We start from the raw sequence: 21,133 nt of genomic DNA on the forward strand, positions 1-21,133 counted from the left end.
ATATCTACGACATTAGAAATGCGCGATTCGAAGCCGATTTTTCGCGCTCTGCACACGGCATCAATCAGACAGGTTTTCATGAGCGACCAGACCGACATCGCCAACGGCGTTGAAGCCGAATACGGCGCCGATTCCATCAAGGTTTTGAAGGGCTTGGATGCCGTTCGCAAGCGGCCGGGCATGTATATCGGCGATACCGACGACGGCTCGGGCCTGCACCACATGGTCTATGAGGTGGTCGACAACGCCATCGACGAAGCACTGGCCGGCCATGCCGACCTGGTGACGGTGACGCTCAATCCGGACGGATCGGTGACGGTCATCGACAATGGCCGCGGCATTCCGACCGATATCCACACCGGCGAAGGCATTTCAGCGGCCGAAGTGATCATGACGCAGCTGCATGCCGGCGGCAAGTTCGACCAGAACTCCTACAAGGTCTCAGGCGGCCTGCACGGCGTCGGCGTGTCGGTCGTCAACGCCCTGTCGGCCTGGCTGAAACTGAAGATCCGCCGCAACGGCCAGATCTACGAGATGAGTTTCACGCATGGCAATGCCGACGCGCCGCTGCGGATCACCGGCAGTTATGAACAAGACAAGGTCCCCGGCACCTATGAAGGGCGCAGCGGCAGCGAAATCACGTTTTTGCCGTCGTCCGAGACGTTCACCATGGTCGAATTCGACTACGGTACGCTGGAGCATCGGCTGCGCGAGCTCGCCTTCCTGAACTCCGGCGTGCGCATCGTTTTGACCGATGCCCGCCATGCCGACATCGTGCGCCATGAACTGCACTACGATGGCGGGCTGGAAGAGTTCGTCCGATATCTCGACCGGACGAAGAAGCCGTTGCTCGACAAGCCGATCTCGATCCGCGCCGAGCGCGACGGCATCACGGTCGAAGTCGCCATGTGGTGGAACGACAGCTACCACGAGAACGTGCTGGCCTTCACCAACAACATCCCGCAACGCGACGGCGGCACGCATCTGGCAGGCTTCCGCGGTGCGCTGACGCGCCAGATAACCGGTTATGGCGACTCCTCGGGCCTGACCAAGAAGGAAAAAGTGGCGCTGATCGGCGATGATTGCCGCGAAGGGCTGACCGCGGTGCTGTCAGTCAAGGTTCCCGACCCGAAATTCTCCTCGCAGACCAAGGACAAGCTGGTGTCGTCCGAGGTCCGCCCGGTGGTCGAAGGGCTTGTCAACGAAGCGCTCGGCACCTGGCTCGAGGAGCACCCGACCGAGGGCAAGGCGGTCATCGAGAAGGTCATCCAGGCCGCTGCCGCGCGCGAAGCCGCGCGCAAGGCACGCGACATCACCCGCAAGAGTTCGCTCGGCGTCACCTCGCTGCCCGGCAAGCTGGCTGATTGCCAGGAGCGCGATCCGGCGAAATCCGAGATCTTTATCGTCGAGGGCGACAGCGCCGGCGGCTCGGCCAAGGGCGGCCGTTCGCGCCAGAACCAGGCCATTCTTCCGCTGCGCGGCAAGATCCTCAATGTCGAGCGCGCCCGCTTCGACCGCATGCTCGGCTCCGACATGATCGGCACGCTGATCACCGCGCTCGGCACCTCGATCGGCAAGGACGAGTTCAACGCCGACAAGCTGCGCTACCACAAGATCATCCTGATGACCGACGCCGATGTCGACGGCGCCCACATCCGCACCTTGCTGCTGACCTTCTTCTTCCGGCAGATGCCGGAACTGATCGAACGCGGGCATCTCTACATCGCGCAGCCGCCGCTCTACAAGGTGACGCGCGGGAAGAGCTCGCAATACATCAAGGACGAAGCCGCCTTCGAGGAATTCCTGATCGGCTCCGGGCTGGAAGAAGCGTCGCTTGCGCTCAGCACAGGCGAGGTGCGGGCTGGACAGGACCTGCGCAGCGCCATCGACGACGCCTTGGCTGTCCGCCAGCTCATCAACGGATTGCACACGCGCTATAACAGAGGCGTGGTCGAGCAGGCAGCGATTGCCGGCGCGCTCAACCCGGAGATCTTCACCGACCTCCGCCGCGCCAACGAAACGGCCGAGCGTGTTGCCCGTCGTCTCGACATTATCGCCGAGGACACCGAGCGCGGCTGGATCGGCCGCATGTCGACCTCGAACGAGGGCATTGGCGGCTATGTCTTCGAGCGAACGGTGCGCAGCGTCAAGGAGTTCGCGCATCTCGACCTGGCATTGATCAATTCCGCCGACGCACGCCAGCTCGACCGCTATGCGCCGCGCCTGGCGGAAATCTACGGCGAGCCGCCGGTGCTGCGCCGCAAGGATGTCTCGGAAACCATTTCGGGGCCGCTGGCACTGCTCAATGCCGTGTTTGCCACCGGCCGCAAGGGCCTGACCATGCAGCGCTACAAGGGCCTTGGCGAAATGAACGCCGAGCAGCTCTGGGAAACGACGCTCGACCCGAATGTGCGCTCGCTGTTACAGGTCAAGGTCAATGACGCGACTGATGCGGACAGCTTGTTTTCACGGCTGATGGGCGACGAGGTCGAGCCAAGGCGCGAATTCATCCAGGAAAACGCGCTGTCGGTTGCCAATCTGGACATTTGAGTCGCCATCCAGATACCCAGCCAGCAGGCATGAAGTGTATTGGTGCGCCTTGGCGCACCAATACGACTGCTGCAACGCAACAAAGATCACCAGGACCGCCGGAACGGAAAGGCTTTCAAGGCATTGTAGTTGATCACAATCGCCGCAGGAGGCATCCATGGGACGTGGCATTTTGCTCTGGCTTCTCGGAGTCCCAATTCCGATCATTATTCTGATCATGCTGTTCGCACGGTAGGGAGGCTTCGATGCAGTCCACCGTAACAGCTGTCGACGTTTCCGCCCCGACGGAATCCGCTTCCACTGCTGTCAGCTGGGGGCCAATCGTCGCCGGCGCCTTTGCTGCGTCAACGCTTACCTTCATCTTGATGCTGCTCGGCTCCGGGCTTGGGCTGAGCATGGTGTCGCCATGGTCCGGCTCGGGTGCGTCAGTCACCACTTTCGCCGTTTCCACCGCCGTCTGGCTGATCGTCGTGCAGTGGCTGTCCTCGGCCCTGGGTGGCTACCTCGCCGGACGCCTGCGCACCAAATGGGTCGGCATCCACACCGATGAAGTCTTCTTCCGCGATACCGCTCACGGCTTCCTGGCCTGGGCGCTGGCGACGCTGCTCGTCGCCGGCGTGCTCGGCACGGCGCTTTCGGCCGCGATAGGTACCGGTGTCCAGGCTGCTTCGACTGTGGCATCGGGCGCGGCAATGGGCGCTTCGGCAGGTGCTGCTGCAAACGCGGGTAGCGCCTCGACTGACAACGCCACATCGTATTTCGTCGATACGCTGTTCCGCCCGGCCGATCCGGCAAGGCTCGCTGCCGCCAATCCGGAGAGCGACGCTGCGGCAACGGCGCAGGCATCGCGCATTCTAATCGCGAGTGCCGCAGCAGGCGAAATATCGGCCGACGACAAGACCTATCTATCGCGGCTGGTGGCCGCCCGCACAGGCCTGTCCGAAGCGGATGCCACCGCTCGCGTCGATACGGTAATCGCCAGAGCGCAGGACGCCAAGGTCAAGGCCCAGCAGGCGGCCGACACCGCCAGAAAGGCAGGCGCGACCTTCTCGTTGATTGGCGCGCTGTCGCTGGTCGTCGGGGCCTTCATTGCCAGCGCGGCTGCAGCACTTGGCGGCAGGCAGCGCGACGACGAGGAAGCGATTTTCCTGACCAATCGTTGATCGGTGACTAAGCGAACTCGGTCCGCTTCGGGAAGATTACGCCCGAAGGGGACCTTGCTTTGAACTGCCGCCGCGCATTGCTTGCCGCCTACAGCTCAGCTTCCAGTTTGCGGCCGAGATCGACCGCATCGCGCAGCACGGCAAGGTGCGAGCGCGGCTGTACGCCGGCCAGCGCGTCGACCTCGACGCCGCTCGCCGTCAGCGACCAGTAGAGCCTGTGCGTGAAGACGCGGCCGCCCGAGCCGCGCAGCTCGACCTGGATGTTTTCCACGCCGGGACCAAAATTTTCCGTCATCCGCCCTGAAATCGGGTCGCCGGTCAGCCAGCCATTGCCCCTGTCGAAAATATTGGTCCAGCGTGTCGCGGCAAACACCGCGCCATGATGCACTGCCCGCTGCGGCTTGCCGGAATGGCTGCGCCCTTCCTGGTAGAGCATGGTCCCGCCCGCCGCTCTGTCGGCGATCGGCGGGCATGCTGAAAACAGGCGCTCGGCGATGCCGCGCCTGAATTCGGCGAGGTTGTAGGTCACCAGAAACTCGCTGTGGGTCAGCGGACTGCCGAGCGTGACGAAATCGCTGATCTTCCACGGCAGCGGATGATCGGCGTCGCCGACGCGAAGCTGCCGGTAGAGCTCCCATTGGCTGCGCCGGAATGCGGGGAGGTCATCGAGGCTGTCGGGCCAAGCGGAGGCATCGGCGACCAGCGTCGCCTTGTCGACGGCGTGGATCGCCTTCAGCCTCGCTTTGTCGCGAATGGCTTCCAACTTTCTAGGCCTGAAATCGGCCCACAATATCTGCAACAGATCATAGGCGATGATCGACCCGAGGCTGTGCGAGACCAGCACGATGCGGTCATAGGCATCGTCCATCATGAGACGCTTCAGCAGCTTGAGGCCACGCTCGCGGACCAGCGCCCGCTTCTCGACCGTTGCCGCTTCGGCCCGCACATAGGCGGCGACGTCGCCGAAATAGGGCAAGCCAAACTGGTCCACCGACCAGATGACGAACGACGCCAGAACCGTGACAAGCACACCCGTCGTCCACGAGATGTAGCCTTGCCAGGTCGACGTTGCGAGCGCCAGCGCCGCGCCCAGGACCACGAGGGTGGCCAAAAGCGTGACGACATAGAGTTTGAGCACATCGCGCGGAATATCGGCCGGCTTGCGCCAGAGCAGGGTCGTCACCCAGGCAGCAAGGCGGCTTCGGGTCGTGCCCTGGGTGATGTCGGCCCAGTAAAGCTCGTAGAAATCGGTGCGGCGGCCATCGACATCATAGGGCGTGGTGATCCGGCGGAGTTCGTGCGAATTGGTCCGGCTGTCGGGCGTGATCCAGCTCTGGTTGATCTTCGCACCCATCGGGTCGGCCGGATCGGGGACATGGGCATAGAACGGTGCACGGGCCGGATCGTGGCTCCATACGGCCTGGACAAACTCCCTCAACGTGTCCATGGGCCGCTGCTCGCCCATGCCGTGCACGACCACTACCGCCTGGCTGCGCTTGCGTGGCGCCTTCTCTGCTGCGGTCAGATCGGCGGCCGGCGATGCAGCAGAACCAGGGTCGGGCACCAGCACCTCCACGATGACGCCGTTAGCAAGACGACGGGTCGGCATCGTAGCTTCAGAACCGGTAACAGCCAAGAAAAAGCCCGGCGCGGAGCCGGGCTGTATTCGACGATCGGCAGTGAGTTGGCAGCGACGCCGTTTCAGTGATCCATCGCTTTGACGATCTCCTCGGTCATCTTCTTGGCGTCGCCGAGCAGCATCATGGTGCCGTCCTTGTAGAACAGCGTGTTGTCGATGCCGGCATAGCCGGAGCCGAGCGAGCGCTTGACGAACAAGCAAGTGCGCGCCTTGTCGACGTCGAGGATTGGCATGCCGTAGATAGGTGAGGACTTGTCGTCACGAGCCGAGGGATTGGTGACGTCATTGGCCCCGATGACATAGGCGACGTCGGCCTGCGCGAACTCAGAGTTGATGTCCTCCAGCTCGAACACTTCGTCATAAGGCACGTTGGCTTCGGCCAAGAGCACGTTCATGTGGCCGGGCATGCGGCCGGCAACCGGGTGGATGGCGTATTTGACATCGACGCCGTTGGCCTTGAGCTTGTCGGCCATCTCGCGCAGCGCGTGCTGCGCCTGGGCGACGGCCATGCCGTAGCCCGGCACGATGATGACCTTTTGCGCATTCATCATCAGATAGGCGGCATCCTCGGCCGAGCCCTGCTTGACCGTGCGCTCGATGCCGTCGTTGGCAATGGCTGATGTCTCGCCGCCGAAGCCGCCGAGGATGACCGAGATGAAGCTCCGGTTCATGCCTTTGCACATGATGTAAGACAGGATGGCGCCCGACGAGCCGACCAGCGCGCCGGTGATGATCAGCGCCAGATTGCCGAGCGTGAAGCCCAGGGCGGCCGCGGCCCAGCCCGAATAGGAATTCAGCATCGACACGACCACCGGCATATCGGCGCCACCGATCGGGATGATGAGAAGCACACCCAGCACCAGCGAGGCGGCAACGATCAGCCAGAACACCACCTTGGACTCGGCGGTGACGAGCAGCACGATCAGCACGATCAGCGCAATGCCCAGGGCCGCGTTGATGAAGTGGCGGCCACCGATCATGATCGGCTTGCCCGACATGCGGCCGTCGAGCTTCAAAAAGGCGATGACCGAGCCGGTGAAGGTGATGGCACCTATGGCAACGCCGAGGCTCATCTCGATCAGTGCCTGGGCATGGATATCGGCGACGGTGCCGATGCCGAAGCTTTCCGGTGCATAGATGGCGGCGGCCGCCACCATGACCGCGGCAAGACCGACCAGCGAGTGGAAGGCGGCGACCAGCTGCGGCATCGAGGTCATGGCAATGCGCCGTGCCGTGACCGCACCGGCCGAGCCGCCTATCAGCAGCCCGAGCACTATGAGGCCGAAGCGCCCGGCCGAAGGGGTCGCCAGCGCCAGCGTCGTGGCGATGGCGATGCCCATGCCGATCATGCCGTACATATTGCCCTGGCGGCTGGTGGTCGGATGCGACAGGCCGCGCAATGCGAGGATGAACAGGATGCCGGAGACCAGATAGAGAAAGGAGGCGAAGTTGGCGTTCATAGCGGCCTACTTTTCCTTCTTCTTGTACATGGCCAGCATGCGCTGGGTGACGAGGAAGCCGCCGAAGATGTTGACCGATACCAGCATCAGCGCAACGAAGCCGAAGCCGGTGGCAAGCCCTGAGGCCGAGATGCCGACGGCCAGCAGCGCGCCGACGACGATGACCGAGGAAATGGCGTTGGTGACCGCCATCAGCGGCGTGTGCAGTGCCGGCGTGACGGACCACACGACGTAGTAGCCGACGAAGATCGCCAGGACAAAGATGGCGAAGCGAAAGACGAAGGGATCGATGGCACCGCCGGACAGCGCGTGAGCGGCGTCACCCGCCGCCTCGGTGCCGGGCGCGGCCGCCAGGTTCTGCACCGCGAGCCGCACGGCAGCTGTCGCCTGGTCGAGCTGGTCGAGGGCTTTCTGCAGAGTCTGATCCATCACGCGATCCCTCCGGTGGTCTTGGGCTTCCTCGAAGCGGCCGTTTTCTTCGCAGCCGGCTTCGCCGAAGCCTCGGCAACCATCGTCCTGGCCGGAATGGCCGGTGGCTCGACATATTGGCCCTTTGGCGGCTCCTGCTCAGCCTTTGCGAAAGCCGGATGCACGATCTTGCCAGCATCGGTCAGCATCGTCGCCTTGACCAGTTCGTCGTCGCGGTTGATGGCAAGCGTCTTCGCCGCCTTGTCGACCAGCGTCTCGAGGAAGGCATAGAGGTTCCTGGCATAGAGAAGCGAAGCGGAGGCGGCGACGCGACCGGGAACGTTGAGATGGCCGACGATCTTTACCCCGTTGGCCGTGGTCACCACCTTGCCGGCTTCGGCGCCCTCGACATTGCCGCCGCGCTCGACCGCGAGGTCGACGATCACAGAGCCGGGTTTCATCGAGGCGACCATTGCCGCCGAGACCAGCTTCGGCGCCGGACGGCCGGGGATCAGCGCGGTGGTGATGACGATGTCCTGCTTGGCGATGTGCTCGGCGGTCAGCGCCGCCTGCTTGGCCTGGTATTCCTTCGACATTTCCTTGGCGTAGCCGCCGGCCGTCTCGGCCGCCTTGAACTCCTCGTCCTCGACGGCCAGGAATTTTGCGCCGAGCGAGGCGACCTGCTCCTTGGCGGCCGGGCGCACGTCGGTGGCGGTGACCACGGCGCCGAGGCGGCGCGCGGTGGCGATGGCCTGCAGACCGGCGACGCCGACGCCCATGACGAACGCCTTCGCTGCCGGTACGGTGCCGGCCGCCGTCATCATCATCGGTAACGCCCGGTCATATTCGGCAGCCGCGTCGATCACCGCCTGATAGCCGGCGAGGTTGGCCTGGCTGGATAGAACGTCCATCGACTGGGCGCGGGTGATGCGCGGCATGAACTCCATGGAGAAGGCAGTAACACCGGCCTTGGCAAGGGCAGCGACGGCAGCGTCGTTGCCGTAGGGATCCATGATCGCGATGACAGCGGCGCCGGACTTGTAGCCCTTCAGCTCGGCGTCCGTGGGGCGGCGCACCTTCAGCACGACATCGGCCCTGGCTGCATCACCGGCCTTGCCGATCGCGGCGCCCACCCGGGCGAACTCCTCGTCGGGAATGCGCGACGCAGTGCCGGCGCCGGTTTCGACAATCACGTCGAAACCCAGTGCCGCCAGCCGCTTCACCGTGTCGGGGGAGGCCCCGACGCGCGGCTCGTTTGCGTCGAGCTCACGAGGGATGAAAACCGTCTGTCCCACCGCATGATCCTTTCGGCCGGAACCCTGTTACCGCAAGACATCGACCGACCCCGGCGGCGCCTTCGACAAAGGTTGGAGGAGTTATCGGAGAATAAAGGCGCCGATGGCCAGGATCAGCACGAATAGGATAGTCCCCGAGAAGAAGCCGCCCACAAAGAAGCCGAACGCCATGGCAAGAAGCACGGCGGCGCAAAATAGCGACCCATATTTGGCCAGCATCACAAAGCCGGCATAGGTGCGGTCGTGCTCGGCATAGTCCATCTTCGCGCCTAGTTCGACAGGACCGGTCGGCGTGTGTTCAGCCATTGGAATACCCCTTCGAAGACATCTTTCAGGCACATAGCGAAAAGCCGCGTTAAGGGCAATGGCGCTATTGCCGCATCGCCGCAGCCAACAATCTCAAGCAAAACTTGAAATCGCTGCGCGAAGCGCGGCGATACCAATCACAATGGATGGCAGGTCCGCTATTGCCTATGTCGTTAGCCGGCGAGATGCGGGAACAGACCGAGCAGGCCGACAACGATCAGATAAAGGGCGACGATATAATTGAGCAGCCGCGGCATCACCAGGATCAGCACGCCTGCAATCAGCGAGATAAGCGGGGTAAGGGCGAGCGTGGAAATGGTCATATCGGTTCCTTTGATCGGATCGCTATCGAAGCGATGCTTGGCGGATGCCGGCCATGCCGACCTACCACCAGCACCCTTGCCCAGAACGCCGAAGCGACCGGAAGGCTCCATGGGCTCGTTCAGGCGGCTTCGCGAAAATACTTGGCGGTGGGCAGGATGGTCAGCGGGGCGAGTTCGCCGGCACCGGGCGTATCGAACAACATGCGCTGCTCCATTGGCGTCGAACGGAAGAACGGAAAGCGAGCGTAGGTTTCATTCTTGATCGCCAGGACATCGGCTTGATAAAGCAGCGCGAAACAGTTGATCACGCCGGCATAGGGCCGCGCATCGCCAATCGGTCGCGCCCGATAGATGCGCTTGTAGAAAGCCGCATGGTCCTCGCGGATCATGGATATGCAATAAGGCGCGCCGAAATGGAAGCAAGCCATGCCCGCAAGGCGCAGCGTCACATACGGGATCTGCGGGTAAAGCCGTGACCATTCGGCGTCCACGGCAAAACGGCTCGGGTCGATAAAGACTTCGCCGGCCGCCAGACGCGGCATCAACAAGTCCTTGTAGACGCTGAGTGCTGGTGATGTGGCGTTATCAGCAGACACGTTATGCAGGCGCATTGTGCTGACCAGCCGCCCCTCGATATAGATTCCGAACGTATGGCAATTGGGCAGTTCGTCAAACTCGTCATGGACCTGACGGGACGCATTCTCGGGCACCAGATCGTTCATCCGATAGGAATTGTAGCGCAGCCTGTAAATGTTTTCGAAGTCCTCGCCGCTTTCACAGCGTCGGTACTCCGTCCGGTCAAGCAGCGCATAAACATGTTGCGCGAAGCTGGACATGGTCTCGGACGCATCTTTCCCACCAGCGCCCGCCGCATGGCCGAGCGAACTCAACTGGGCACACATGAACTCTATTCCCCGCGATTACCGCCACCAGCCGACACTACGGACGGGTCATGAGATGTAAAGATGAAAATAAGTAGGAGCTCGTTTACCGCCCGTTAAGGTTAACAATTAATAAAATTATACTAAAATACGCAGGTTTTCAGCGCGAAGTCAGCGCCGCGGCGCCTTCCTTGCCGTCTGGATGTCCTTGGCAAAGGGCCAGACGGTGCTCGACATCGTCTCGATGCCGGACGCGCTGAGTGCCGACCCGAACAGAAAGCCCTGGACCAGGTCCGGCTTGACCTGCAATGCCAGGATCTTGAGCTGTTCGAAGGTCTCGACACCTTCGACGGTAACCGAAAGTCCCAGCGGCCGTGACAGGTTGACGATGCCCTTGAGCAATTCGAGCGACCGGCTGTTCTGAGTGACATCCATCAGGAACGAGCGGTCGATCTTGATTTTGTCGAGCGGCAGTTTGTGGAGATAGCTGAGGCTCGAATACCCGGTACCGAAATCGTCGAGCGCAATGCGCACGCCGAGCCGCTTCAACTCCTCGATATATTGGCGTGTCAGCGACTTGTCGTCGAGCAGCGCCGTCTCGGTGACCTCAATCTCCAGACGTCCGGCGGAGAGACCGGATTCAGCCAGCGCGTCGCGAACCTTCTGGATGACATCACGGTTGCGGAAATCCTTGGCCGAGAGATTGACCGACACGCTGGTCTGGGCCGGCCATTTGGCGCATTCCGTGCAGGCCGCATGCAGGACGAAGGTGCTGATGTCGGAAATAATCCCCATTTCCTCCGCCAGCGGAATAAAGATACCGGGGGAAATCGGCCCGAGATCGGGATGATCCCAGCGGCACAGCGCTTCGCAACTGGCGATACGCATCGTGCTCATCGCGACGATCGGCTGATAGACCACCCGCAATTCGTTGTTTTCCACGGCGCTGCGCAGGTCCGCCTTCATCAGCTGACGGCTGCGGAAGGCAGCATCCATGGAGGCCTCGAACAGCCGCCAACCGTTCTTGCCAAGCTCCTTGGCCTTGTAGAGTGCAAGGTCGGCTTTGACGATCATGGCGTCAACGTCGGTATCCTTGACCCGCGACAGCACCGCGCCGCCGGAGGCCTGGATGCGTAATCCGTGGCCGGCGACATCGACCTCGCCCTGTAGATTGACAAAGATCTCGTCAACCTGGCCGGTCAGGTGGCTTTCATCCTCGATGCGCTCGAAGAAGATCATGAACTCGTCGCCGCCGAAGCGGCTGACGGTGATGCCTGGCCCAGCGACTGCCGCCAGCCGCTCGGCAACGGCGTAGATCAATCCGTCGCCGACCGGATGGCCGAGCGTGTCGTTGACGCTCTTGAAATCATCGAGATCGAGCACCACCAGCCCGCAGAGACGCTCGGGATCCCCTGAGGCCATGGCTTCCACCACCAACTCGTGGAAGTAGGCGCGGTTGGGCAGGCCGGTGAGACTGTCGTAGCGCGCCATGAAGCGGATCTTGTCTTCCGCCTCGACCCGGGCGGTCACATCCTCGAAAGTGACGACGCCCAGTTCCTGGCTGCCTTCGCGCGCCGAAAATTCATAGTGCTGGCCGTTGGTGAGCGAGACCAGGACCTTGCGGTCGCGGCCCTCGCGCAACGCACGCGTCAGCTGGGCTTCGATGTAACGGCAATCTTTCGGCGCCAGCATGCCGCCTGCAGCGCCGCGCATCAGCAGACCGTGGATCGAGCGGCCTAGCAGCGCATCGGCCGATTTGAGCGACATCAGGTGCGCGGCTTCGGCATTGGCCACCGCCACCCGGCCGTCGGGACCAAGCATGACAAGGCCATGCGACATGGTGTTGAGCGCGCGGTTGAAACGCTGCGCGATGCGGTTCGCCTTCTTTTCCTCCGACAGGGCGGTAAACAGGACTTCGCGGACGATGTCGGCGAACCGTTTGATCGCAAACAGAAAAGGGGCCGACATCAGACCGAGGATGATGTGGTAGATATCGCCGCGCAGGATAAAGCCAAGCGATATGGGCCATGTGGTGGTTATGATAAAAATCATGACCATCCGCGGCGACCCATAATTGCGGCCGGCAATCGACGTGACCGATGCCAGAGTGACGCAGACAGAGGCTATTTCGGCATAGTTGTCGTGGCTGTCATTTGCCAGATAGATACTGACGAAACAGAACGCGCCAAGCATGAAACCATGCATCGAACCGAAAATTATGTAATCGTTTTCGCGATCATGGGCTTCTTCCCACGTCGTCGGGGAAGGAAGTCGCCCGTATTTTCGGATGTTGCGAAGGCGCAGAGTACCGACAATGATGAGCCCAGCGGCAACTAGAAGATACGCCAAGTCCATGGTCTTCCAATAGACCAGAATGACGAGGAGTGTCTGCGCAACAAGGCCGATCGACAGCGTGAACCCGTCGCGAAACAGCGTTTCCACGAACGGAATGTAAACGTCGACCGGAATCTCGTTTTTTCGTCTCAGATTCACGCCTGGATCCCAACCCTGGGGAACCCAGCAGTGTCACATTGGCCTTAAGAAAGGTTTAGAGCGGCGTTTCGAACCCTGCCAACATCCATTGGTGACGCGGCGGAAGCAGGGAAACTACCGTTCAGGTAAACAAGGCGTATCACAGCGCTGAATTATTCGGCGGCTTGAAGTTGCGGCCGCAGCGGCGCCGTCGAGAGGCGGTCGAGCAGACGCTGGCGTTCGCCGGCGGCTTTTTCGGCACTGGCCTGCTTGACGTGGCCAAAGCCGCGGATGAGCGCCGGTACCGAAACAAGCGCGGCAGCAACCTCGATCTTGCCCGGCGCCAGCGCGCCGGCGACAAGTTCCAGGTCGGCTTCATAGAGGGCAAGAAGCTGCCGCTCCATACGCCTCTCGGCGCTGTAGCCGAACAGGTCGAAAACGGTGCCGCGCAGGCCCTTCATTGCCGCCAGCAGGCGGAACGCGTTCATCATCCACGGGCCAAAGCTCGATTTCTTCGGCTTCCCGTCACTGCCGCGCCTGCCCATGATCGGCGGTGCGAGATGGAATTCAAGCTTGCCGTAGCTCTGGAACTGCTTTGCGAGCTCTGCGGCAAAGGAGCCGTCCGTATAAAGCCGCGCCACCTCGTATTCGTCCTTGATCGCCATCAGCTTGAACAGGTTCTTTGCGGCAGCCTCGGTCACCACGGTCGACCCGGGCACAGCATTGGTTTCGGCCTTGCGCAGCGCCGCCAGTCTGTCGGCATAGCGCTTGCCATAGGCGGCGTTCTGGTAGGCGGTCAGGAAGCCGACGCGGCGAGCAATGATATCGTCCAGCGTCTCGGCAATGGCGGCATGCTGCGTGGCCTTGCCCGGCTGGGCGAGAAGGCTGCGGACGAAATCCGGCTGGTCGGCGGCGCGGCGGCCCCAGCGAAATGCCGCGACATTCATCGCTACCGCCTCGCCGTTGAGCTCGATCGCCTTCTCGACCGCCTCCGTCGACAGCGGCAAGCCGCCATGCTGGAAGGCGAATCCGAGCATGAACATGTTGGCACCAAGCGAGCTGCCGAACAGGGCAGTGGCGGTGCGGGTAGCGTCGAAGAAATGCGTCCTGTCGTCGCCCGCGGCCGTTCTTATCGCCTTCTTCAGCCGCTCGACGGGCAGCGAGAAATCGGCCGAACGGGCGAACTCGCCCGGCATGATCTCGGCAGTGTTGGCGAGGAAGATGGTATGGCCTTCGCGCACCGCGGCCAACACCTTCTTGGCACCTGAAACGACGAGATCGCAGCCGAGCACGAGATCGGCCTTGCCGGCCGATACCCGAATGGCGTGGATGTCGTCCGGCGTGCGGGCGATGCGGACATGGGTGAACACCGAGCCGCCCTTCTGGGCGAGGCCGGCCATGTCGATCATGCCGCAGCCCTTGCCTTCCAGGTGCGCGGCCATGCCCAGCACCGCGCCTATGGTGACGACGCCGGTGCCGCCGACACCGTCGATGATCGCCGCCCAGCCTTGTTCACCGAGCGCAAATTGCGCCGGCGCCGGCACCCCCGCGAGCGGGTCGGCCGCGCCGGCTATGCCTTCGGCTTTCCTGATTTTGGCGCCGTGAACGGTGACGAAGGAGGGGCAGAAACCGTTGACGCAAGAGAAGTCCTTGTTGCAGCTCGACTGGTCGATCTTGCGCTTGCGGCCGAATTCGGTCTCGACCGGCTGGATCGAGACGCAATTCGACTGCACGCCGCAATCGCCGCAGCCTTCGCAGACCAGCTCGTTGATGAAGATACGCTTGTCCGGATCGGGGAAGGTGCCGCGCTTGCGGCGGCGACGCTTCTCGGCGGCGCAGGTCTGGTCGTAGAGCAGCACCGAGACGCCTTTGACCGAACGCAACTCGCGCTGGACGAGATCGAGGTCGTCGCGGTGATGGATGGTGGCGCCGGCGGGAAATTCCACCTTGCCGGGATACTTGTCCGGCTCGTCGGTGACGATGGCGATGCGCTCCACGCCCTCGGCGCGCACCTGCCTTGCGATCATGTCTACCGTCAGGCCGCCCTCGTGCGGCTGCCCACCGGTCATCGCGACGGCGTCATTGTAGAGGATCTTGTAGGTGATGTTGGCGTCGGTCGACAGCGCGAAGCGTATCGCCAGCACACCCGAGTGGTTGTAAGTGCCATCGCCCAGATTCTGGAAGATGTGCTCGCGCTTCGAGAACGGCGCCTGGCCGACCCACTGCGCGCCCTCGCCGCCCATGGCGGTGAAGCCGACGGTGTTGCGGTCCATCCACAGCGCCATGAAATGACAGCCGATTCCGGCGGCGGCGAGCGAGCCGTCCGGCACCTTGGTCGAGGAATTGTGTGGGCAGCCGGAGCAGAAGAAGGGCGTGCGCGAGGCGATGTCTGACGTGTCGGCCAGCATCGCCTGGAACTGGCGCAATTTCGCAACCCGCGCGGCGATTTCTTCCGACGGGCCGATCGTTCGCAAAATCCTCTCGCCGAGCGCGATGGCAATATCGTTGGGGTCGAGCGCGCCCTTGGCCGGGAACAGCCAGTCGCCGGTCTCGTCCTTCTTGCCGACGATGACCGGCTGCGTCGCGGTGCCGTAAAGGTTCTCGCGCAGTTGCACCTCGATCAGCGAGCGTTTCTCCTCGACGACGACGATGGTATCGAGGCCGCGAGCAAAGTCGGCGATGTGTTGCAGGTCGAGCGGCCACGGGCAGCCGACCTTGAACAGCCTGATACCGATACGACTGGCGGCCGCTTCGTCGACGCCGATATCCTCCAGCGCCTGGCGAACATCGAGATAACTCTTGCCGATGGTGACGATGCCAAGCTTGGCGCTGGTGCCGCCCGAATAGACGATCCGATTCAGCCCATTGGCGTGGATGAACGCAGAAGCGGCGGCGCGCTTGTATTCATGCAACCGCTCCTCCTGGCCGAGCATGTCGATCTCGTTACGGATGTTGAGGCCGCCGGGCGGCATGTCGAAGTCCGGAATGACGATATCTAGCCGGTCAAGCGCGGCATCGACCGAGGCTGTCGATTCGATGTTGTCCTTGACGCATTTGATCGCCGCCCAGGTGCCGGCAAAACGCGACATGGCAAAGCCGTAAAGGCCGTAGTCGATGATCTCCTGGACGCCGGCCGGATTAAGGATCGGCACCATGGTGTCGACGAACAGGAACTCGGTGGCATGCGCGTTGGTCGAGGATTCGGCCATGTGGTCGTCGCCCATCAGAGCCAGCACGCCGCCATGTTTCGACGACCCGGCGAGATTGGCGTGGCGGAACACGTCGCCGGAGCGGTCGACGCCCGGACCCTTGCCGTACCAGACCGAAAAAACGCCGTCATGGGTACCCTCGCCCAGCAATTCGGCCTGCTGCGAGCCCCAGCAGGCGGTGGCGGCGAGCTCCTCGTTGAGACCGGGCTGGAAGACGATGTCCGACTGCGCGAGCTGGTTCCTGGCCTTCCACAGCTGCATGTCGAGGCCGCCGAGCGGCGAGCCGCGATAGCCGGAGACGAAACCGGCGGTGTTCAGGCCAGCCCGGCGGTCGCGCTCGCGCTGCATCAGAAGCATGCGGATGACTGCCTGGGCACCCGACAGGAAGATGCGCTCCTTTGCCAGGTCGAACTTGTCGTCGAGCGCGACATTGTGCAGCGTCATCAGGCATTTCCTGTGCGGAGGCCGCGCGCCTGGAGGTGCGCGGCCAACGTCGGAGTCGAGTGCCCACAGTCTTTCTTCCCTTGCCGGGGAGGTCAAACAAAATCGAAGGTGCCAGGCGGTCCGCAACAAACGATCCGTGCGCGGCCGTGTGGCGCCACGAAACGCCTGTCGGGGAGGATGGCCGAGCATGAAAAATTCCGGCGGCGGTCAGTGCCGCTGGTGATGCATCATGCAGCCTTTGGGCAACTGGGCTTCGGTTCACCGGGCAGCTTGCCGTCGACATGGCCGGCCAGGTCCTTGTTGAGCTCGTAGACTGGCCCGACCACCAGAGGCCGGTCGGGCAGGACCGACTGGTCGAGTGAGGACGTCAGAGTGGTCGCGAAACTCTGCAGCAACTTGCCGCTGGAATCCTCGATGCGGATCGACACCGCATAGGGCTTGTCCTTGACAACGCAGGTAAGCGGCGGGCTGGTGAGCGTCACATGCGGCAGCTTCGGCCATATTTTCTGGGTGACGATGATCGGATCACCGCCGGCCGGGTTCTGGAAGGAGACCACAGCGACCTGCCCCTCACCCACCGGCCGCAGCGGATTGAGAGTGATGACATAGGTGGCGATACCCAGCCGGTAGTTGAACTCGAACAGCTTCCCGGAAATGGCGAACAACTGGTCCTTGCCGGAATCACGGCAGGCGCCGAGCGCGGCCGCCGCGAACAACGCCGCGACGACAATCATCGCGCGTGAGAATCTTCTAGACATTGGTGACCTCCCTGGCCGCGGTCCGGCGGCGATAGTGTCGGTTTGCCTTCTGGCGGTTGCCGCACACCGCCATGTCGCACCAGAGGCGGCTGGAATTCCGGCTTTTGTCGACAAACAGCCAGCTGCAGTTCGGACATATCCTCAGCCTGGCAATGGTGTCGCTACGCAGCAGCGACAACGCCGAGACCGCAAGCGCGGCCTCGAAGGCAATCGGCGTCGCCGGATCACCGAACGGTTTTCCAGGCGTGCCGATTTCGGTGCGGCTATGAGCGAGGCCATCGGCGCAGGCTTCCAAGAATTTCGGCATATCGCCGGTCGCGATCGCACCTTTCGATACCGCGCCGCGAAACAGCCGATCGGTCGTCTCCCGGATCGACAGCACCACCGGTGCGATCTTTTCAGGCGCCGGCGCTACGAGCCGCCTGCCACCGAGCTCGGCGGCGCGAAAGGCACTCGCGGCTTCGGCAAAGCGGGCGATCTCGGCCGGATCGTCGAAACGGTCGAAAGTTTTCTCCGGATCGTTCCGCAAAACGACGGTGTTCGCCGTATCGAGCGCCAGCATGCCACCGGTAAAGCGGTGCGGAGTCCAGGATACTGTCATATGGCGAATCTAACTGATAACTCGCGTTTGACAAGTTAGATTCCGGGTGCAACGCTTGTCACTGAGGCGATCGCCGTACTGAGAATATCGTTCGTCCCAAACCTCTGCCCCGATTGCGGGGCATGCATAGAGGGTCTTGCATGCTCTATTTCTTCCAGCAGGTTCTGAACGGGCTGCATTCGGGCGCGCTCTACGCATTGCTTGCATTCGGCTACGTGCTGACCAACGGCATCCTGCACCGTACCAATCTTGCCTATGGCGCGCTGTTCGCCTTTTGCGGGCATACGATGATCCTCACTGCGGCGTTCGGCTATCAGGCCCTGTGGTTAACGCTGTTTGCATCGGTCGCGCTCGGCGTAGCTGCGGCATTCCTTTATGCGGCGCTGCTCAGCCATGTCCTGTCGCGAAGTATCTTCGAACCGCTGGCCGACCGCTCGCCCAACGCCATCGTGGTGACGACGCTCGGCATATTGCTGGTCTTGTCGGAAGCCAGCCGCATCGCCGCCGATACCCATGACCTATGGTTGCCGCCAATGCTGGCCCAGACCATCGTCTTCGCGCAGAATGCCAGCTTCAAGGCGACGTTGACGCTGATCCAATTGCTCGATTGCGCCGCCGTACTGGCGGCCATAGCGCTGGCTGCCTGGGGCTTCGCATATTCGAGCTTCGGCCGGAGCTGGCGCGCCGTATCCGACGATCCCAAGGCGGCTGCGATGTGCGGCGTCGATGTTCGTGCGGTGTTTCGGCACGCGGTGCTTTTCGGCGGCCTTTGCGCGGCACTGGCTGGCGTGCTCGCCGCCTTCTACTACGGTAACATCAGCTTCGGCACAGGGTTGGTCTACGGGTTGAAGATCCTGTTCGTGACCGCAGTGGGCGGCTATCTCTCGCCTTTGCGGGCGGCACTGGGTGCCGCCGCTTTCGGCATGGCCGAATCGCTATGGGCCGGCTATTTCCCGCTCGAATGGCGGGACGGCTGGATGTACCTGTTCCTCGTCGCCATGCTTGTGCTGATCGGCGCCGGCCGCGACCAACAGAAGATCGCCTGAGCCGCACCCGACTTTGCTTGGATGAAAGCGCCGCATGTCCTTGGACATGCAAAGGACGCGGCAGCATTTTGCCGCCCGTCATCTCACAACTGTGTTTATGCGGGCTATCCCGTGTTGACCAGCCGGACCACGCACTGCATACCGTTGGTCCACAGCGACACGACGGACAGGGAACCGCCGCGCTCTGACACAAGGGAGGAATGCATGGCAGGGCTTCTCGCTCTTTCCAGAACCATTGACCGTTTGAACGAATTCATCGGCAAATGGGTTTCGTGGCTGATCCTGCTGGCGATCCTGGTAAGCGCCGCCAACGCCGTCATCCGCAAGGTGTTCGACATGTCCTCGAACGCCTGGCTGGAATTGCAATGGTATCTGTTCGGCGCCGCCTTCATGCTGGCCGCCGCCTACACGCTGAAGCAGAACGACCATATCCGCATCGATATCGTCTACGGCATGTTCTCGCGCCGCGTGCAGCACTGGATCGACCTTTTCGGTCACGTCTTCTTCCTGATGCCGTTCGTGACGTTGATGGTGGTCTATTTCGTTCCCTATGTGTCGCTGTCGTATCGCAGCGGGGAGATGTCGAACAATTCCGGCGGGCTGATCATCTGGCCGGCGAAGGCGATTTTGCTGGTCGGCTTTTTTCTGCTCGCGCTGCAGGGCATTTCCGAAATCATCAAGAAAATCGCCATCATGCGCGGTCAGATGGACGATCCCACTCCGTTCATATCGGTGCATGAGCAGGCCGAGCTCGAAGCCAAGGCGCTCGTCGAAGAGGTGCGCTCGTGATCGAGTTCATCGCCCAGAACATGGCGCCGATCATGTTCGCCTCGCTGGTCGTCTTCCTGCTGATCGGCTATCCCGTCGCCTTCTCGCTCGCCGCCAACGGCCTGATGTTCTTCTTCATCGGCGTGCTTCTGTCGCCCTATTCGGGCGGCTCGATCAATCTCGCCTGGCCGTTGCTGCACGCGTTGCCGGATAATTTCTACGGCAGCCGGGTGATGTCGAACGATACGCTACTGGCGATCCCGTTCTTCACGTTCATGGGCATCGTGCTCGAACGATCCGGCATGGCCGAAGACCTGCTCGACACGATCGGCCAGTTGTTCGGACCGGTCCGTGGTGGCCTCGCCTATGCCGTGATTTTCGTCGGCGCGCTGCTCGCCGCGACGACCGGCGTGGTGGCGGCCTCCGTCATTGCCATGGGTCTGATTTCGCTGCCGATCATGCTGCGCTACGGCTACGACCGGCGGCTGGCATCCGGCGTCATTGCCGCGTCCGGGACGCTCGCCCAGATCATCCCGCCGTCACTGGTGCTGATCGTCCTGGCCGACCAGCTCGGCCGCTCGGTCGGCGATATGTACAAGGGGGCGCTGATCCCCGGGCTCATTTTGACCGGCATCTACATGCTCTACATCCTGCTCATGTCGATCTTTCGGCCGAAGTCGATGCCGGCACTGCCGCTGGAGGCCCGCACGCTCGGCCACGGTGTGCTGTCGCTGCTGGCGGCGCTGCTGGCGGCGGTGGTTGTTTCCTATGCGGCGTATCGCTACCTCGCACCGAACCATGGCGGCAACGCCGATATCCTCGGCGCCACTACTGGCGTCATCTTCATCTATGTCGTGGCGATCGTCGACCAGCGCCTGAAGATCAACCTAATGTCCAGACTGGCACAGCAGGTGATCATCGTGCTGATCCCGCCGCTGGCGCTGATCTTCCTGGTGCTGGGCACCATCTTCCTTGGCATCGCCACGCCGACGGAAGGCGGCGCCATGGGCGCCGTCGGCGCGCTGGCAATGGCGGCGATGAAGGGGCGGCTGTCGCTCGACGTGGTCAAGCAGGCGCTGGCCTCGACGACCAGGCTGTCGTCCTTCGTTCTGTTTATCCTGATCGGCGCGCGGGTGTTCTCGCTGACCTTCTACGGCGTCAATGGCCACATCTGGGTCGAGCACCTGTTGACATCGCTGCCGGGCGGTGAAGTCGGTTTCCTGATTGGCGTCAACATCCTCGTCTTCGTGCTCGCCTTCTTCCTCGACTTTTTCGAGCTTGCCTTCATCATCGTGCCGCTTTTGGCGCCAGCGGCTGACAAACTCGGCATCGACCTGATCTGGTTTGGCGTGCTTTTGGGCGTCAACATGCAGACCTCCTTCATGCATCCGCCCTTCGGCTTCGCGCTGTTTTATCTGCGCTCGGTCGCCGCGCGCGTGCCCTATCTCGACCGACTCACCGGCAAGCAGATCGCGCCCGTCACCACAGGGCAGATCTATTGGGGCGCAGTGCCCTTCGTCTGCATCCAGGTGATCATGATCGGCCTGACCATCGCCTTCCCGCAGATGGTGATGCACTACAAAGGCACTGTCGTCGATCCTGGCACCATCAACTACCAGGTGCCGGAAACGCCTGGCATCGGCTTGTCGCCGCTTGGCACGCCGCCGGCCAACGGCGGCACTGCCCCGGCCTCACCTTCCCCACCGGATTTGTCGCAGCCGCCGAGCTTCGACGAAAAGCCGCCCGCGAAACCGGCGGCGCCGGCAATCGATCTGTCGCAACCACCGAGTTTCAACTGAGGAAGGCCCGG

At 62.5% G+C, this 21,133-nt stretch carries 16 protein-coding genes; 5 read left to right on the forward strand and 11 right to left on the reverse strand.

Translation table 11 applies throughout. From position 1 onward, the window contains the following. The first annotated feature begins 78 nt into the window (after window positions 1-78). Window positions 79-2,550 (forward strand): DNA topoisomerase (ATP-hydrolyzing) subunit B, encoded by a 2,472-nt coding sequence (gyrB, locus tag NKH30_RS11680; protein ID WP_352453677.1) that lies wholly within the window; start codon window positions 79-81, stop codon window positions 2,548-2,550. A 245-nt stretch (window positions 2,551-2,795) separates the two neighbouring features. Further along, complete coding sequence (locus NKH30_RS11685; protein ID WP_352501122.1) at window positions 2,796-3,713, forward strand: hypothetical protein; 918 nt, start codon at window positions 2,796-2,798, stop codon at window positions 3,711-3,713. Between the two features lie 88 nt (window positions 3,714-3,801). Here the strand turns inward: NKH30_RS11685 and NKH30_RS11690 are convergent, their stop codons facing one another. The 11 genes from NKH30_RS11690 to NKH30_RS11740 all read right to left on the reverse strand — a co-directional run bounded on the left by NKH30_RS11690 (window position 3,802) and on the right by NKH30_RS11740 (window position 17,509). Continuing rightward, window positions 3,802-5,322 carry a hypothetical protein gene (locus NKH30_RS11690; protein ID WP_352681484.1) on the reverse strand — a complete coding sequence of 507 codons (1,521 nt, stop codon included), beginning with the start codon at window positions 5,320-5,322 and terminating at the stop codon, window positions 3,802-3,804. A gap of 92 nt (window positions 5,323-5,414) precedes the next feature. Continuing rightward, entirely contained in the window at window positions 5,415-6,812 is a 1,398-nt protein-coding gene (locus NKH30_RS11695) for an NAD(P)(+) transhydrogenase (Re/Si-specific) subunit beta (protein WP_352454727.1), read from the reverse strand. 6 nt (window positions 6,813-6,818) lie between these two features. Next, window positions 6,819-7,241 carry an NAD(P) transhydrogenase subunit alpha part 2 gene (locus NKH30_RS11700; RefSeq protein WP_036238371.1) on the reverse strand — a complete coding sequence of 141 codons (423 nt, stop codon included), beginning with the start codon at window positions 7,239-7,241 and terminating at the stop codon, window positions 6,819-6,821. Then, complete coding sequence (locus NKH30_RS11705) at window positions 7,241-8,515, reverse strand: Re/Si-specific NAD(P)(+) transhydrogenase subunit alpha (RefSeq protein WP_352813863.1); 1,275 nt, start codon at window positions 8,513-8,515, stop codon at window positions 7,241-7,243. Before NKH30_RS11705 ends, NKH30_RS11700 begins: the two co-directional genes overlap by 1 nt. 81 nt (window positions 8,516-8,596) lie before the next feature. Continuing rightward, complete coding sequence (locus NKH30_RS11710; protein WP_023676259.1) at window positions 8,597-8,821, reverse strand: aa3-type cytochrome c oxidase subunit IV; 225 nt, start codon at window positions 8,819-8,821, stop codon at window positions 8,597-8,599. Window positions 8,822-8,994: 173 nt separating this feature from the next. Next, window positions 8,995-9,144, reverse strand: coding sequence for a DUF3096 domain-containing protein (locus NKH30_RS11715; protein WP_013528205.1), 150 nt, complete (start codon window positions 9,142-9,144; stop codon window positions 8,995-8,997). A 119-nt stretch (window positions 9,145-9,263) separates the two neighbouring features. Then, window positions 9,264-10,046: an N-acyl amino acid synthase FeeM domain-containing protein gene (locus NKH30_RS11720; RefSeq protein WP_352469883.1), complete on the reverse strand. Its 783-nt coding sequence runs from the start codon at window positions 10,044-10,046 to the stop codon at window positions 9,264-9,266. Between the two features lie 150 nt (window positions 10,047-10,196). Continuing rightward, the gene (locus NKH30_RS11725) at window positions 10,197-12,518 is read right to left on the reverse strand and encodes a putative bifunctional diguanylate cyclase/phosphodiesterase (RefSeq protein WP_352452207.1); all 2,322 of its coding nucleotides are present in this window, start codon (window positions 12,516-12,518) and stop codon (window positions 10,197-10,199) included. Window positions 12,519-12,670: 152 nt separating this feature from the next. Next, window positions 12,671-16,150: an indolepyruvate ferredoxin oxidoreductase family protein gene (locus NKH30_RS11730; RefSeq protein ID WP_352995519.1), complete on the reverse strand. Its 3,480-nt coding sequence runs from the start codon at window positions 16,148-16,150 to the stop codon at window positions 12,671-12,673. Window positions 16,151-16,377: 227 nt separating this feature from the next. Next, on the reverse strand, window positions 16,378-16,908 hold the full coding sequence (locus NKH30_RS11735; protein ID WP_352452209.1) for a hypothetical protein: 531 nt from the start codon (window positions 16,906-16,908) through the stop codon (window positions 16,378-16,380). After that, complete coding sequence (locus NKH30_RS11740; RefSeq protein ID WP_352469881.1) at window positions 16,901-17,509, reverse strand: CGNR zinc finger domain-containing protein; 609 nt, start codon at window positions 17,507-17,509, stop codon at window positions 16,901-16,903. Before NKH30_RS11740 ends, NKH30_RS11735 begins: the two co-directional genes overlap by 8 nt. 140 nt (window positions 17,510-17,649) lie before the next feature. Here NKH30_RS11740 and NKH30_RS11745 point away from each other — a divergent pair, with 140 nt between their 5' ends. From NKH30_RS11745 to NKH30_RS11755, 3 genes are all read left to right on the forward strand, one after another. After that, entirely contained in the window at window positions 17,650-18,555 is a 906-nt protein-coding gene (locus tag NKH30_RS11745; protein ID WP_352469880.1) for a branched-chain amino acid ABC transporter permease, read from the forward strand. A gap of 204 nt (window positions 18,556-18,759) precedes the next feature. Then, on the forward strand, window positions 18,760-19,344 hold the full coding sequence (locus NKH30_RS11750; RefSeq protein ID WP_023676252.1) for a TRAP transporter small permease subunit: 585 nt from the start codon (window positions 18,760-18,762) through the stop codon (window positions 19,342-19,344). After that, window positions 19,344-21,122 (forward strand): TRAP transporter large permease, encoded by a 1,779-nt coding sequence (locus tag NKH30_RS11755; RefSeq protein WP_352540496.1) that lies wholly within the window; start codon window positions 19,344-19,346, stop codon window positions 21,120-21,122. The genes NKH30_RS11750 and NKH30_RS11755 overlap by 1 nt, the downstream gene beginning before the upstream one ends. Window positions 21,123-21,133 lie beyond the last annotated feature (11 nt).

Origin of the sequence: Mesorhizobium sp. M1273 (assembly GCF_040318195.1) — a bacterium.
GTDB lineage: Bacteria > Pseudomonadota > Alphaproteobacteria > Rhizobiales > Rhizobiaceae > Mesorhizobium.